Origin of the sequence: Mycolicibacterium chitae (assembly GCF_900637205.1) — a bacterium.
Lineage (GTDB): Bacteria > Actinomycetota > Actinomycetes > Mycobacteriales > Mycobacteriaceae > Mycobacterium > Mycobacterium chitae.
In genome coordinates this window covers 677,028-691,159 of sequence record NZ_LR134355.1, presented here as the reverse complement: position 1 = coordinate 691,159, position 14,132 = coordinate 677,028, and the positions used below count along the sequence as shown (strand labels likewise).

Here is a 14,132-nt window from a genome sequence, read left to right as displayed (position 1 = left end):
CCGCCGCGCCCGCTTCGCCGCGACCGGCGCTCACCCGACGCAGAACAGGTTGCCGTCCGGGTCGGCGAGGACCACCCAGCGGAAGTCGTCGCCGAAGGAGTGCCGGGCGGTCTCGGTGGCCCCCAGCGACACCAACCGCTCGACCTCGGTTTCGACGTCCTCGGCCTTGAAGTCCAGGTGCAGCCGGTTCTTGCCCGGCGTCGGATCGTCGACGTGTTGGAAGCCCAGAGTCAGGCCGCCCGGTAGCGCGACGGTGACGAACTCACCCGGCACCAGCGCCGCGGCCTCGGCGCCCAGCGCCCTGGCCCACCAGTCGGCCAACCGGTCCGGGTCGTGGGTGTCGATGGTCAGGTTTTCGACAAGCAGCGCCATGGTCGGTGACTTTACGGCCGGTCTCCGACAGCGGCCAGAGATTACGCCGACCGTTGGGCAACAGCGGCGAATCGCTACCACAATCAGCGATTACCTGTAACCATTTCGCTTCGTACGTAATGTGAGGTTCCCGTCACGTTACAAATTCACATACGAAAAGGATGCTCATGCGCAACGTAACGAAGAAGACCGCGGCCGTTTCGGCCCTCGCCCTCGGCTTCGCTCTCGCGGGCGCCGGCTGCACCAGCGAAAGCACCGACGACACCGCCGCCACCACCACCGAGACCGAGATCATCGAGGAGACCGAGGTAATCGAGGAGACCACCGAGGTCGAGGTCACCGAAACCGAGACCACCATCGCCGGCGCCGACGGCACCGAGTACGTGGTCTCCGGGGTCCTGTTGGAGAAGTTCGAGAGCCTCGACGCCACCGCGCAGGGCGCGCTGGGCGCACCGATCGCGGCGCAGGAGACCAACGAGGACGGCGGCGTCTACCAGCAGTTCGACGGCGGCGTGATCATCAGCTCCGAGGAAGGCACCTACGTGGTCTGGGGCAAGATCCGCGACCTGTGGAACGAACTGGGCGGATCGCAGGGCGACCTGGGCTACCCGACCAGCGACGAGACCACCAACGAGGCGGGCCAGAAGCAGACCACGTTCCAGAACGGGACCGTCACCTGGACCGAGGGCGACGAGCAGGCCGTCCTGGTCGAGGACACTGCCGCCGAGACGCCGGCGGAGACCCCCGCCGAGACCCCGGCCCCGGCACCCGCGCCGGGTCAGTAACCCCGGGTCAGCCCGGAACGAGGAAGGCCCGCAGCGCGGCCGTGTACGCGGCGACATCCCGGGAGCCCATCAGCTCCCGCGCCGAGTGCATGGCCAGCTGCGGGGCCCCCACGTCGACGGTGGGGATGCCCGTGCGCGCGGAGGTCATCGGGCCGATCGTCGAACCGCACGGCAGATCGGCGCGGTGCTCGTAGCGCTGCAGCCGCACCCCGGCCTGCCGGCAGGCCAACTCGAAGGCGGCCGCGGTGCGACCGTCGGTGGCGTAGCGCAGATTGGGCTGCACCTTGAGCACCGGGCCGCCGTTGACGACGATCGGGTGCCCCGGCTCGTGCCGGTCGGCGTAGTTCGGATGGGTGGCGTGCGCCATGTCGCCGGAGGCCACCATCGACGCCGCGGTGCGCCGCAGGAAGTCCTCGCGGCCGCCGCCGGCGGCCAGCACGATGCGCTCCAGCACGGTCACCAGCAGATCGGATTGCGCGCCGTGATCGGAGGTCGAACCGACCTCCTCGTGATCGAACAGGGCCAGCACCGGAATGTGTGAGCCGGGCTCGGCGCCGATATCCAGCAAGGCCTCCAGCCCCGCATAGCAGGTCGCCTGGTTGTCCAGCCGGGCCGCGCTGAGGAACTCCCCGTCGGCGCCCCACACCGTGGCGGGGGTGAGTTCGTGGGTCATCAGGTCGAAACCCAGCACGTCCGCCGCGTCGACCCCGGCGTGCTCGGCGACGAAGCCGACGAACGAGGCCGGCGCGTCGCCGAGCGCCCACACCCCGTTGACGTGGCGCTGCGGGTCCAGCTTCAGGGCGGCGCGGTCCTCGGCGAGGTGGATCGCCAGCTGCGGCACCCGGAGCACCGGGTCGTCGATGCGCACCAGCGGGTGCTCGATGCTGGCGCCGGCGCGCACCGACAGCCGTCCGCTGATCCCCAGATCGCGGTCCAGCCAGGAGTTGAGCCAGACGCCGCCGTAGGGCTGCAGCGCGACCACCCGCCAGCCCGCGACCACCCGATCGGGGTTCTGCTTCACCCGCAGATTCGGGCTGTCGGTGTGGCCGCCGATCACCCGGAACGGACGGTCAGGGGCCCCGGAGCTGTCCCACGCCACCAGCGATCCGGCCCGCACGGTGAAGAAGCGGCCCGCCGCCGGCCAGGCGTCGGCCTCGGCCAGCTCGGTGTACCCGGCGGCGGTCAGCCGGGCGGCGGCGGTGGCGCAGAGGTGGAACGGCGACGGCGAGGCGTCGATGAACTCACAAAGCCCTTGGGCGCTGGCGGACATGCCTCCATCTTCGCCGCTGCGCGCGGCGGCGGGGCTCCGGGGTGTCAGCCCGTGGCGGCGAGCACCGAGTCCAGCGCCGAGTAGAACATGCCCAGGCCGTCGTCGGACGGGCCGGTCAGCGCCTCGGTGGCGTGCTCGGGGTGCGGCATCAGCCCCACCACCCGGCCGTTGGCCGAGGCGATCCCGGCGATGTCACGCTGGGAGCCGTTGAGGTTCTCCACGTAGCGGAACACCACGCGGCCCTCGCCCTCGAGCTCGTCGAGCACGGCGTCGCTGGCCACGTAGCGGCCCTCGCCCGACTTCAACGGCACCAGGATCTCGGCGCCCGGTTCGTAGCGGGTGCTCCAGGCCGTGTTCGTCGCGTCCACCCGCAGCCACACGTCGCGGCAGATGAAGTGCAGGCCGATGTTGCGGGTCAGCGCGCCGGGCAGCAGACCGGATTCGCAGAGCACCTGGAAGCCGTTGCAGATGCCCAGCACCGGCATCCCGCCTTCGGCGGCCGCGACCACCTCGCCGAGCACCGGCGCGAACCGCGCGATGGCCCCGGCGCGCAGGTAGTCGCCGTAGGAGAAGCCGCCGGGCACGATCACCGCGTCGACGCCCTTGAGGTCGGCGTCGGCGTGCCACAGGCTCACCGACTCGGCGCCCACGGCCCGCACCGCCCGCGCGGCGTCGACGTCGTCGAGGGTGCCGGGGAAGGTGATGACTCCCACCCGCGCGGTCACTGCGGCTCCCGGCTGATCGACCAGTCCTCGATCACGGTGTTGGCCAGCAGCGACTCGGCGATCTGGGCCAGCGTGTCGTCGTCGATGCTGTCGTCGACCTCGAGCTCGAAACGCTTGCCCTGCCGGACATCCGACACCCCGGCGTGGCCGAGCCGACCGAGGGCTCCGACAATGGCCTGGCCCTGCGGGTCGAGAATCTCGGCCTTGGGCATGACGTGCACAACCACCCGCGCCACGCGCGACTCCTTGTTCATTGGGGTTGGAGAACGGCTCAACTCTACCGTTGCCTTCTGGTGAGTAAACGTGAGTGTGCTCGTCCATCAGGCAGCCTCGCCTTGCGGTGAGGCGCTTCCATTGCTGGATTCAGGCTTCACTGCCACCAGCGCCGCCGGGGCGGTCGTCTTACGGTCGGCTCCACCATTAGCGAAGCAGGCACTCTGCTCCGAGCGCGCATAGCGCGCGAGGTTGATCGCAGCGTTGAGATCACGGTCGATGACCAACCCGCAGTCGCAGACGTAGCGACGTTCTGACAGGCTCAGCTTGGCTTTCACCGAACCGCAGCCAGAACATGTCTTCGAGCTGGGATACCACCTGTCGGCCCGCACCCGCACCGAGCCATACCAGGATGTCTTGTAGTCGATCTGGCGGAGGAACGCGCCCAGGCCGGCATCAGCGATCGCACGGTTCAAACCGCGCTTGCGTGCCCCACCGGAGGCCATCATGTTCTTCACCGCGAGCGTCTCGGTGCCGATCACGTCGAATCCCTGGGCGAGCAGGGTGGTCAGCTTGTGCAGCCGGTCGCGGCGCAGGTTCGCCACCCTCACATGCTGTTTGGCAATGCTCTGCTGTGTGCGCAACCACCCGTTCGACGGCTCTTGCTCAGCCTTAGCCACCGCGTCCCACCGCCCCTGCTGGCGAGCGGCCTTACGCTGCAGCGCCCGCACCTTGCGACTGGCTCGCTGGAGTTCTTTCGGTGCGCGGACCCGCAATACCTCCTGACCCTCTGGTGTGGCCGCGACGATCAGGTCTTTGACACCGAGATCGACACCGACCACAGGGGCAAGGCGTTTGGTATGAGCGCGACGGCCAACGCCGCGTTTCACCACGACCGTGAAACTGACCCGCCAACCCCCACGCTCGAACCGCACCGTGGCCCTGAGGATCCGCGCAGTACCTTGCTCCAGGCGACGCGCGAGTTTGCGGGTGGATTCGTGCACGCGCACGGTGCCGATTCTCGGCAAGCTCACGTGGTGGCGGTCCGCCTCGACGCGGATCCCGCCGGTGGTGAACGCGAACGACCTGGTCGAACGCTTCGACTTGAACGACGGGAACCCCATCCGCGGGCCGCTACGTGCACCCCTACGGGAGTCTTCCCAGTTCTTCAACGCCACCGACAGGTTCTTGACCGCGTTGGCGTACGCCTCTTTCGAGTTCTCACCCCACCATGGCGTCCCGTCCTCGCGGACCGCCACCCGGTGTTTGCGCTTGTTGAAGTCGTTGCGCAACGACTGAAACGACCACGGCAGTGTCGGCGTGAGATCAGCCTTGGTGATCCCGTAGGACCTCTCAGCCTCGCGCTGATCCAGATTGGCTTTCACCGCCCGCAACATCGTGTTGTAGGCGAACCGCGCCCCGCCCGCGTGCGATTCCATCGCAGCAGCCTGCGCCTGGGTCGGGTCGATCGCGTACTGATACGCCTGTAACACCCACCCGTCGGGCACCTCGAACTTCCCCGCCATCACAGCCCCTCGGACTGCCCCGTGGCGGTGACCGCCCACATCGCCCGATTCCCCGCGCCACGACGGCCGAACAGGCGCGCGCACATCGAGGGCAGCACCTCGATCATGGCCCCGACCAGATCGTCTTCTGCCTTACCCCGGTCGGTCACCACGATGCGACGCCCCTGCGCCGACAGGGCCGCCTCCAGATGTTCGACCCCGAAGCGCGCCAGCCGGCCACGATGCTCCACAACCACCACACTCGCAGACAGGTCAGACAAAATCCGCCGCATCTTCGGACATTTCCCGTCCAGCCCGGACCCGACCTCGGTCACCACCTCGCCCCACCACGTGCCCGTTATCGGTAGCTCAGCGGATCAGGCGCGCGACCTGCCGGTCCAGATCCGCTGCTGAACATGCGACGACACCCGTGCCTACACCACCACCCGCCCAGCAGTCGACACCTCAACCACACCAACCCAAATCGCGCCCCCGAGCCCAAACGGCGAGCCGGCACCGGCATCCGGCCCCCACGCAACCACCGATACCCAGGCTGCGGATGCACACCCCGCGTGCACGCCCACACACTCAAAGAAACACACACTCGATGGCGTTTATCCACATATCACCGAACAGTTCAAGACCCACACGAGCCCAGGTAGGCCCCGCACAGCGGGGCGTCGATGGCCTCGAGCACACGCTCGTCGGGCACCATCGGCCAGCGCACCAGCGGCACCCCGTCCGCGCCCGGAGTGGTCCACAGCACCAACTCGGCGATCGAGGCGTTGGCCGGGTTGACCACCAGATATTGGTGCACCACCTGCGGGCCGCTGATCACCGCGGCCATCCGGTCGATCTGCGCGGTGGTGATCGACGGGGAGAATTCCGGGGCGGTCACCTGACACGCTTCCAGCGCGGCCACTGCGGCGACGAACACTTGGTTCGCCACGTCGCCGCTGTGCCAGGTCTGACCCCGCCAGTGCAGCACCTGGGCTTGGAGCTGCCACTGCCCGTCCGGGTGGGCGACGACGGCCTTGGCGGCCACCGCGTAGTCCCGCGGGTCGTCGCGCTGGCGCGGGGTTCGGCACAGTTCCTCGAACTTGAATCGGCTCTGCGGGGCCGGCTGGGCCACGTCGGCCAGCCGCGGCCAGTGGTAGCGACTGTTCAGCGGGAGCGACCAGGGCTCGGGCCACGCTGTGTCGGGGATCTCATCGCAGGTGGGAGGGCAGGTCTGCGGTTCGGCGGCCGCGGGCGGCGTCACCACCGCGGCCACCCCGACCAGTACTCCCGCCAGCATGACTCGAAGCACTTAACCTCCCCGGGCCGGTATGCGCTGCACAATCGTAAGCATGGAACTGACGCACTTCGGGCATTCCTGCCTTCTCGCGAGCTTTCCCGGCACCGAACCGACGAGTCTGCTGTTCGACCCGGGCACCTTCTCCCACGGTTTCGAGGGCATCACCGGGCTGTCGGCCATCCTCATCACCCATCAGCACCCGGACCACGCCGATCCGGAGCGGCTCCCGGCGCTCGTCGAGGCCAATCCGGACGCGGCGCTCTACGCCGACCCGCAGACCGCGGCGCAACTCGGCGGCAACTGGCGCGCGGTGCACGTCGGCGACGAGTTGACCGTCGGCGGGCTGCGCATCCGCGGCGCGGGCGGGCGACACGCGATCATCCATCCGGAGCTGCCGGAGATCGACAACATTTCCTACCTGGTCGGCGACGACGAGCACGCGGCCCGGCTGATGCACCCTGGGGACGCGTTGTTCGTGCCCGACGAACCCGTCGACGTGCTCGCGACCCCGGCCGCGGCGCCGTGGATGAAGATCTCCGAGGCGGTGGACTTCCTGCGGGCCGTCGCGCCCACCCACGCGGTGCCCATCCATCAGGGCATCATCGCCCCGAACGCCCGCGGCATCTACTACGGGCGCCTGACCGAGATGACCGAGACCGACTTCCGGGTGCTGCCCGAGGAACGCGCCATTTCGCTCTGATGACGCGGGCACCCGCACTATTGTTTGAGCGATCGCTCAGCACGACGGTGTGGGACGGAGATCGCAGATGAGCACGGACACGGCCACCGACGCGGCGGTGTACTACGACCCCTACGACGTCGGCATTGTCGCCGACCCGTACCCGGTGTACGCGCGGCTGCGCGAAGAGGCGCCCATCTACTACAACGAGCGCTACGACTTCTGGGCGCTGTCAAGGCATTCCGATGTGGACAAGGCCCTGACGAACTGGGAGACGTTCTCCAACTCGCGCAGCGACATCCTCGAGTTGATCCAGTCGGACTTCGACATGCCCAAGGGCGTGATGATGTTCGAGGACCCACCCGTCCACACCATGCTGCGCGGGTTGATGTCGCGGGTGTTCACCCCGCGCCGGATGGCGGCCATCGAGGACCAGATCCGGCAGTACTGCATCAAGTGCCTGGACCCGCACGTCGGGGCCGACGGGTTCGACATCATCGCCGAACTGGCCGCCATGATGCCCATGCGGGTCATCGGCATGCTGCTGGGAATCCCGGAGTCCGAACAGGTTTCGGTGCGCGACGCCAACGACGCCAACCTGCGGACCAAGCCGGGCGCGCCCATGAAGGTCGCCCGCGCCGACCGCATCGCCGACGGCCGGATCTACAGCGACTACGTCGAGTGGCGCGCCCAGAACCCGTCCGACGACCTGATGACCGCGCTGCTGAATGTCGAGTTCACCGACGAGCACGGCGAGCACCGCAAGCTGCACCGCAAGGAGGTGCTGCACTACACCCAGGTGGTCGCCGGCGCCGGCAACGAGACCACCGGCCGGCTCATCGGCTGGTTGGCCAAGGTGCTCGCCGAGCATCCCGAGCAGCGCCGCCAGGTGGCCGCCGACCGCAGCCTGCTGGGCGCCACCATCGACGAGACCCTGCGCTTCGAACCCACCGGCCCGCACGTCGCGCGGTATCTGGCACGCGATTTCGAGTGTTACGGCACCACGGTGCCCGCCGGCAGCGCCATGCTGCTGCTGTTCGGCGCCGCCAACCGGGACCCCCGGCGCTTCGGCGACCCGGACACCTACAACATCCACCGCGGCAACATCAGCCACCTGACCTTCGGCAAGGGGTTGCACTACTGCCTGGGGGCCAATCTCGCGCGCCTGGAGGGCCGCGTCGCCCTCGACGAGCTGCTGAACCGCTGGCCGGAATGGGGCATCGACTACGACACCGCGCGCCTGGCCCCGACCTCGACGGTGCGCGGCTGGGAGCACCTGCGCATCACGTTCTGATTCAGCCCGCGGCGCGCCCGGCGGTCCGGCCGGAGAAGATGCAGCCGCCCAGGAAGGTGCCCTCCAGCGCGCGGTAGCCGTGCACCCCGCCGCCGCCGAACCCGGCGACCTCGCCGGCCGCGTACAGTCCCGGCAACGGTGTCCCGTCGGCGGTCAACACCCGCGAATCCAGGTCGGTCTCCAGGCCGCCCAACGTCTTTCGGGTCAGGATGTGCAGCTTGACGGCGATCATCGGGCCGGCCTTCGGGTCGGTCAGCCGGTGCGGGGCCACCACCCGCGCCACCCGGTCGGGCAGGTAGGCCCGCGCCCCGCGGATCGCGGTGATCTGCCCGTCCTTGCTGTAGGCGTTGACCACCTCGCGGTCGCGAGCGGTCACCTCGGCCTCCACGGTGGCGTAATCGAGGGCCGCCACGTCCGGCAGCGTGTTCATGGCCGCCACCAGCTCGGGCAGGGTGGCCGCCTGCACGAAGTCCACCCCGCGGTCCACGAACGCCTGCACCGGTCCCGGCGCGCCCGGGCGTACCCGCGAAAGCACCTGCCGCACACTGCGTCCGGTCAGATCGGGGTTCTGCTCCTGACCGGAGAGGCCGAACTCCTTCTCGATGATGCGAGCGTTCAGGATGAACCAGGTGTAGTCGTGTCCCGAGCGGGCGATGTATTCGAGCGTGCCGAGGGTGTCGAAGCCGGGATACAGCGGGCCGGGCAGCCGCTTGCCGGTCGCATCCAGCCACAGCGACGACGGCCCGGGCAGGATCCGGATGCCGTGATCGGGCCAGATCGGGTCGTAGTTGGTGATGCCCTCGGTGTAGTGCCACATCCGGTCCCGGTTGATGACGCGGCCGCCGGCGGCCTCGGTGATGCCGATCATCCGGCCGTCGACATGGGCGGGCACGCCCGCGAGGAGCTGATCGGGGACCCGGCCCATGCTGGCGGGCCAGTTTTTGCGGACCAGCTCCGGGTTGCCGCCGATGCCGCCGCTGGTGACGATCACCGCCGATGCGCCGAACTCGAACTCGCCGACCGCCGTTCGCGACGAGGCCACCCCGCGGGCGGCCGTCGTCGGCTCCAGCACCGTGCCGCGCACGCCGGTGACGGCGCCGTCGTGCAGGATCAGCTCGTCGACCTGGTGGCGGTGCGCGAAGCGCACCCGCGGGTGGCCGCGGAGGCGACGGGCGAAGATCTCGACCAGCGCCGGCCCGGTCCCCCAGGCGATGTGGAAGCGCGGCACCGAATTGCCGTGGCCGCGGGCGTCGTAACCGCCGCGCTCGGCCCAGTTGACCATTGGGAAGATCCGCAGCCCGCGCTCGCGCAGCCAGGACCGCTTCTCCCCGGCGGCGAAGTCGACGTAGGCCTGCGCCCACCGCCGCGGCCAGTGGTCCTCGGGACGGTCGAACCCGGCGGTGCCCAGCCAGTCCTGCAGCGCCAGTTCGTGGCTGTCGCGGATGCCGAGGCGGCGTTGTTCGGGGCTGTTGACCAGGAACAACCCGCCGAAGGACCAGAAGGCCTGCCCGCCGAGGTTCGCGGCGTTCTCCTGATCGACGACCAGCACCTGTTTGCCCCGCTCGGCCAGCTCACAGGCCGCCACCAGCCCGGCCAGTCCGGCTCCGACCACGATGACATCCGCGTCCATCCGGTCACGCTAACGCACGGCTCAGGCCACGTCCTGCAGCGCCGGGCCCGACTGCCAGCGGTAGACATCCGGCGCGCACCCGTGCAGCAGCGCCAGGTCGACGACGTCCAGCGAGGCCTGCAGCGGCCCGGGCTTGCTCAACTGCCGCGCCGAGACCGCCAAGCGGACGATCCCGCCGCGCCGGGCGGTGCGCTGCGCGGAGAGCACCAGCGTGCGGCACCACCAGGCCTCCGCGAGATAGCCCGCGCCGATCCCGAGCACCCGCGCGCTCGCCGTGGACCCCCGCACCAGGTCGGTGATCCCGGTGGATCCGGCCAGCAGCCGGAAGCCGTTGCGCGGCAGGGCCTTCAACACCCCGTCGGACACCGCCCAGCCGGGGGCGGCGAACAGCCGGGTCCGCAACCCCAGGTGGTCCATGATCCGGTCGGCGGCCATCAGCCGCAGGTTGGCCTCGTGGGCGGGGAGCACCGCGAACTCGGCACGCCGACGCTGGGTCGCGGCCTCGTCGTAGCCGTGCAGCACCACCGCGTCCCCGACGCGACGGCGCCCGGCGACCCACGCGACGGTCGCCGGGTCCTCGTCCAGCCGGTAGCCGCCCTTGAGTCGCGGCGCCACCAGCAGCGACACCGGTACCCCGCGATCGCCCAGATGCCAGCAGAACGCGTCCACCGCGGACAGGGTCTGCGCGCTGATTCCCGACACCGACACGATCAACTGCCCGCTCATGCGGCCAGTGTCGCAACCGCAGATGTCCAGTCCGTGTCAGACACGCGGACATCAGGTGGCGATCAGGTCAGCCGGGCAGGTTCGCCTCGATCGCGGCGATCACCTCGGGCGCATCGGGCGCGGTCTGCGGCCGGAACCGGTTGACCACGGACCCGCCGGGGGCGATCAGGAACTTCTCGAAGTTCCACTGCACGTCGCCGGCCTGCCCGTCGGCGTCGGCGGCCTTGGTCAGCTCGGCGTAGAGCGGATGCCGGTCCGGTCCGTTGACGTCGGTCTTGGCCAGCAGCGGGAACGTCACCCCGTAGGTGGTCGAGCAGAAGGTCTGGATCTCCTCGGCGGTCCCGGGCTCCTGGCCCATGAACTGGTTGCAGGGCACGCCGATCACGGTCAGGCCGCGCTCGCCGTAGTCGCGGGCCAGTTGCTCAAGCCCGCTGTACTGCGGGGTGAGTCCACACTTGGAGGCCACGTTGACCACCAGCACGGCGCGGTCGGAGTAGTCGGCCAGCGAGGTCGACCCGCCGTCCAGCGTGGTCAGCGCAATGTCGTTGAGGCTCATGGCCCGACGCTAACACGGGTCGGCGCCGCGTCCGCGGTGGTCAACAGCCACGCGTACTGGAAGGCCACTTCCTTCCAGCGCTCGTAGCGGCCGCTGATCCCGCCGTGCCCGGCGCTCATCTGGGTCTTCAGCAGCACCGGGTGGTTGTCGGTCTTGATGTGGCGCAGGGCGGCCACCCATTTGGCCGGCTCGACGTAGAGCACCCGGGTGTCGTGCAGCGAGGTCATCGCCAGGATCGCCGGGTAGTCGACGGCGGCCACGTTCTCGTAGGGCGCATAGGACTTCATGTAGGCGTAGACGTCGCTGTTGTCCAACGGATTTCCCCACTCGTCCCATTCGGTGATGGTCAGCGGCAGCGACGGGTCCAGGATGCTGGTCAGCGGGTCGACGAACGGCACCTGCGCCAGGATGCCGGCGAACAGCTCCGGCGCCATGTTCGCCACCGCACCCATCAGCAGCCCGCCCGCGCTGCCGCCGAGGGCGACGAGATTGGCCGGCCGGGTCAGCCCGGTGTCCACCAGATGCTGTGCCGCGGCGATGAAATCGGTGAAGGTGTTCTTCTTCTCCAGTAGCTTGCCGTGCTCGTACCACGGCCGGCCCAGCTCCCCGCCGCCGCGCACATGGGCCACGGCAAACACCATGCCCCGGTCCAGCAGCGAGAGCCGCGCGATCGAGAACCGTGGATCCTCGCAGGACTCGTAGGCGCCGTAGCCGTACAGCAGTGCGGGTGCGGGGAATTCGATGCCCTTGCGGTAGATCAGCGACACCGGCACGCGCGCCCCGTCGGCGGCCACCGCCCAGTCCCGGCGCTCCACGTAGTCCTCGGGGCGGTACTCGCCGAGGACGGGTTGTTCACGCAGCAGGATCCGCTCACCGGTGCGCAGGTCCAGGTCGTAGACCCGCAGCGGCACCACGAACGACGTCGCCGCGATCCGCAGCCGCGGGGCGTCCCAGTTCGGGTTGCCGGCCAGCCCGGAGGCCATCAGCTCGGAGTCGAACGCCACCTCCTCCGGGGTCCCGTACTGACCGTTGGCGGTCAACGGCCACAGCTGGATTCGCGGCAGCGCGGCGCGCCGGTAGCTCAGCACCAGGTGGCCGACAAACGCGTCGACGGCCTCGAGGCGGACGCTGTCGTCGTGCGGTACCAGGGTGCGCTGCTCGGCGGGGTTGCCGACCGGCGCCTCCACCAGGGTGAAGTTGACCGCGCCGTCGTTGTGCAGGATCAGGAAGCGGTCCTCGCCGCCCACGACGGCGTGCTCGACGGAGTATTCGACGCCGTCGCGGCGCGGCAGCACGCTGGTGAACTGCGCCTGGGGATCCGCGGCGTCGGCGACGAACACCTCCGAGGTGATCCCGGAGCCGGCGCCGATCATCACGTAGGCGTCGCTGCGGCTGCGGCCCACGCCGAGCCAGAACCGTTCGTCCGGTTCGTGATACACCTTCTCGCTGGGCAGCCCGCTGCCCAGCCGGTGCCGCCACACGGTGTCGGTGCGCCACGCGTTGTCGACGGTGGTGTAGTAGATGGTCGCGCTGTCGGCCGCCCAGGTTGCGCCCGCGGCGATGCCCGGGATCTCGTCGTCGTAGAGCTCTCCGGTGCGTAAGTTCTTGAACCGCAACGTGTAGCGTTCGTCGCCGACGATGTCGACCGAGTACGCCAGCACCTGACCGTCCAGGCTGATGGTGGCCGCGCCGAGCGAGAAGAACTCGTGCCCCTCGGCCTCGAGGTTCTCGTCGAGCAGCACCTGCTCGCCGGGGACCTCGGTGTGCTCGTCGAACTCCGGCGGGTTCCAGTCCTCCGGATCGCGGACCGGGCACCGGCAGTGCACGCCGTACTGCTTGCCCGCGAAACTGCGGCCGTAGTACCAGTAGTCGCCGCGCCGGGTCGGGACCGACAGGTCGGTCTCCTTGGTGCGCGCCTTGATCTCGTCGAAGATCTGTTGCTCGAGCGGTTCGAGGTGGTCGGTCATGGCGTCGGTGTAGGCGTTCTCGGCCTCGAGGTGGGCGATCACCTCGGGATCGGCCTTCTCGCGCATCCACTCGTAGGGATCGACGAAGACGTCGCCGTGGAACTCGCGGCGGGTCTCGACGCGCTTGGCGACGGGCGGTTCGATGTTCGCGGTCATGCATCGGCTCCGATCCAGTCCGCGAAGCGCAGACCTGAAATCCGTTCGTAGGCTTCGATGTAGCGGTCCCGGGTGGCCGCGACGATCTCGGGCGGCAGCGGCGGCGGGGGCTGGTCCCCGTTGCGGTCCCAGCCCGATTCCGGCGAGGTCAGCCAGTTGCGGACGAACTGCTTGTCGTAGCTCTGCTGCACCACCCCCGCCCGGTAGTCGTCGGCCGGCCAGTAGCGCGACGAGTCGGGGGTGAACACCTCGTCGGCCAGGGTCAGTCTCCCGTCGGCGTCGACGCCGAACTCGAACTTCGTGTCGGCGATGATGATGCCCTTGGTCAACGCGTGCTCGGCGGCATCGCGATAGATCCGCAGTGTCTCGGACCGCAGTTCCGCGGCGCGTTCGGCGCCCACGGCCCCGACCACCGCGGCGAAGTCGACGTTCTCGTCGTGATCCCCGATCTCGGCCTTGGTGGCCGGGGTGAAGATCGGCTCGTCGAACTTGCTGGCCTCGACCAGACCGTCGGGCAGTGCGATGCCGCACACTTCGCCGGTGCGCTGGTAATCCAGCAGACCCGAACCGGTGAGGTAGCCGCGCGCCACGCATTCCACCGGCAGCATCTGCAGCTTCTGCACCACCAGCGCGCGGCCCAACACCTCCTCGGGGATCCGCGGATCGTCGGGCGGGCCGGCGAGGTGGTTGGGCGCGGCGATCAGGTCGAAGAAGAACACGCTCATGGCGGTCAGGATGCGGCCCTTGTCGGGAATCTCGGAGGCCAGGATGTGGTCGTAGGCCGAGATTCGGTCCGAGGCCACGAACAACAAGGTGTCGTCGTCGATCCGGTAGAGCTCGCGGACCTTACCGCTGGACAGATGCTGATAGTCGGACAGGGAGGGTCGCATCGGCTCAGCGTAGCGGGGCGGCGCCTCGGCTCTTCGGCCCCCGCAGCGCCCCGCGACGTGTTGGGAT

14 protein-coding genes and 1 pseudogene are annotated in these 14,132 nt (G+C 69.3%); 3 read left to right on the top strand and 12 right to left on the bottom strand.

The annotated features are described in order from the left end of the window. Nucleotides 1-30: 30 nt before the first annotated feature. The gene (locus EL338_RS03230) at nucleotides 31-372 is read right to left on the bottom strand and encodes a VOC family protein (protein WP_126332417.1); all 342 of its coding nucleotides are present in this window, start codon (nucleotides 370-372) and stop codon (nucleotides 31-33) included. A gap of 167 nt (nucleotides 373-539) precedes the next feature. On the opposite strand from EL338_RS03230, the gene EL338_RS26415 reads away from it, so the two are divergent. Then, nucleotides 540-1,157, top strand: a complete 618-nt coding sequence (locus EL338_RS26415; protein WP_235666356.1) for an LGFP repeat-containing protein — start codon at nucleotides 540-542, stop codon at nucleotides 1,155-1,157. A gap of 7 nt (nucleotides 1,158-1,164) precedes the next feature. On the opposite strand, the gene EL338_RS03220 is transcribed toward EL338_RS26415, so the two are convergent. From EL338_RS03220 to EL338_RS03195, 6 genes and pseudogenes are all read right to left on the bottom strand, one after another. Further along, nucleotides 1,165-2,427, bottom strand: a complete 1,263-nt coding sequence (locus EL338_RS03220) for a M18 family aminopeptidase (protein ID WP_126332416.1) — start codon at nucleotides 2,425-2,427, stop codon at nucleotides 1,165-1,167. A 44-nt stretch (nucleotides 2,428-2,471) separates the two neighbouring features. After that, a complete protein-coding gene (purQ, locus tag EL338_RS03215; RefSeq protein ID WP_126332415.1) occupies nucleotides 2,472-3,152 on the bottom strand; it encodes a phosphoribosylformylglycinamidine synthase subunit PurQ in 681 nt (226 codons plus the stop codon). Next, nucleotides 3,149-3,388 carry a phosphoribosylformylglycinamidine synthase subunit PurS gene (purS, locus tag EL338_RS03210; protein WP_126332414.1) on the bottom strand — a complete coding sequence of 80 codons (240 nt, stop codon included), beginning with the start codon at nucleotides 3,386-3,388 and terminating at the stop codon, nucleotides 3,149-3,151. Before purS ends, purQ begins: the two co-directional genes overlap by 4 nt. 84 nt (nucleotides 3,389-3,472) lie before the next feature. Next, nucleotides 3,473-4,891, bottom strand: a complete 1,419-nt coding sequence (gene tnpB, locus EL338_RS03205) for an IS607 family element RNA-guided endonuclease TnpB (protein WP_126332413.1) — start codon at nucleotides 4,889-4,891, stop codon at nucleotides 3,473-3,475. Further along, a pseudogene (locus EL338_RS03200) lies at nucleotides 4,891-5,474 on the bottom strand (IS607 family transposase). Before EL338_RS03200 ends, tnpB begins: the two are co-directional and overlap by 1 nt. Nucleotides 5,475-5,507: 33 nt before the next feature. Beyond that, entirely contained in the window at nucleotides 5,508-6,179 is a 672-nt protein-coding gene (locus tag EL338_RS03195) for an ATPase (RefSeq protein ID WP_235666355.1), read from the bottom strand. 40 nt (nucleotides 6,180-6,219) lie between these two features. Here EL338_RS03195 and EL338_RS03190 point away from each other — a divergent pair, with 40 nt between their 5' ends. Together EL338_RS03190 and EL338_RS03185 are read left to right on the top strand one after the other, a co-directional pair. Continuing rightward, complete coding sequence (locus EL338_RS03190; protein ID WP_126332412.1) at nucleotides 6,220-6,867, top strand: MBL fold metallo-hydrolase; 648 nt, start codon at nucleotides 6,220-6,222, stop codon at nucleotides 6,865-6,867. Nucleotides 6,868-6,934: 67 nt separating this feature from the next. Beyond that, nucleotides 6,935-8,140, top strand: a complete 1,206-nt coding sequence (locus tag EL338_RS03185; protein ID WP_126332411.1) for a cytochrome P450 — start codon at nucleotides 6,935-6,937, stop codon at nucleotides 8,138-8,140. Between the two features lies 1 nt (nucleotide 8,141). On the opposite strand, the gene EL338_RS03180 is transcribed toward EL338_RS03185, so the two are convergent. From EL338_RS03180 to EL338_RS03160, 5 genes are all read right to left on the bottom strand, one after another. Then, nucleotides 8,142-9,770: an FAD-binding dehydrogenase gene (locus tag EL338_RS03180; RefSeq protein ID WP_126332410.1), complete on the bottom strand. Its 1,629-nt coding sequence runs from the start codon at nucleotides 9,768-9,770 to the stop codon at nucleotides 8,142-8,144. A 21-nt stretch (nucleotides 9,771-9,791) separates the two neighbouring features. Further along, entirely contained in the window at nucleotides 9,792-10,496 is a 705-nt protein-coding gene (locus EL338_RS03175; RefSeq protein WP_126332409.1) for a DUF2334 domain-containing protein, read from the bottom strand. Nucleotides 10,497-10,563: 67 nt separating this feature from the next. Then, nucleotides 10,564-11,052: a glutathione peroxidase gene (locus EL338_RS03170; protein WP_126332408.1), complete on the bottom strand. Its 489-nt coding sequence runs from the start codon at nucleotides 11,050-11,052 to the stop codon at nucleotides 10,564-10,566. Continuing rightward, a complete protein-coding gene (locus tag EL338_RS03165; RefSeq protein WP_126332407.1) occupies nucleotides 11,049-13,175 on the bottom strand; it encodes a S9 family peptidase in 2,127 nt (708 codons plus the stop codon). Before EL338_RS03165 ends, EL338_RS03170 begins: the two co-directional genes overlap by 4 nt. Beyond that, nucleotides 13,172-14,065 (bottom strand): phosphoribosylaminoimidazolesuccinocarboxamide synthase, encoded by an 894-nt coding sequence (locus tag EL338_RS03160; protein ID WP_126332406.1) that lies wholly within the window; start codon nucleotides 14,063-14,065, stop codon nucleotides 13,172-13,174. Before EL338_RS03160 ends, EL338_RS03165 begins: the two co-directional genes overlap by 4 nt. Nucleotides 14,066-14,132 lie beyond the last annotated feature (67 nt).

Coding starts and splice junctions, on each gene's coding strand:
- EL338_RS03170 (WP_126332408.1), bottom strand. CDS start 11,052: ATGAGCCTCAACGACATTGCGCTGACCACGCTGGACGGCGGGTCGACC.
- EL338_RS03230 (WP_126332417.1), bottom strand. CDS start 372: ATGGCGCTGCTTGTCGAAAACCTGACCATCGACACCCACGACCCGGAC.
- EL338_RS03160 (WP_126332406.1), bottom strand. CDS start 14,065: ATGCGACCCTCCCTGTCCGACTATCAGCATCTGTCCAGCGGTAAGGTC.
- EL338_RS03185 (WP_126332411.1), top strand. CDS start 6,935: ATGAGCACGGACACGGCCACCGACGCGGCGGTGTACTACGACCCCTAC.
- tnpB (WP_126332413.1), bottom strand. CDS start 4,891: ATGGCGGGGAAGTTCGAGGTGCCCGACGGGTGGGTGTTACAGGCGTAT.
- EL338_RS26415 (WP_235666356.1), top strand. CDS start 540: ATGCGCAACGTAACGAAGAAGACCGCGGCCGTTTCGGCCCTCGCCCTC.
- EL338_RS03180 (WP_126332410.1), bottom strand. CDS start 9,770: ATGGACGCGGATGTCATCGTGGTCGGAGCCGGACTGGCCGGGCTGGTG.
- EL338_RS03165 (WP_126332407.1), bottom strand. CDS start 13,175: ATGACCGCGAACATCGAACCGCCCGTCGCCAAGCGCGTCGAGACCCGC.
- EL338_RS03175 (WP_126332409.1), bottom strand. CDS start 10,496: ATGAGCGGGCAGTTGATCGTGTCGGTGTCGGGAATCAGCGCGCAGACC.
- EL338_RS03190 (WP_126332412.1), top strand. CDS start 6,220: ATGGAACTGACGCACTTCGGGCATTCCTGCCTTCTCGCGAGCTTTCCC.
- EL338_RS03220 (WP_126332416.1), bottom strand. CDS start 2,427: ATGTCCGCCAGCGCCCAAGGGCTTTGTGAGTTCATCGACGCCTCGCCG.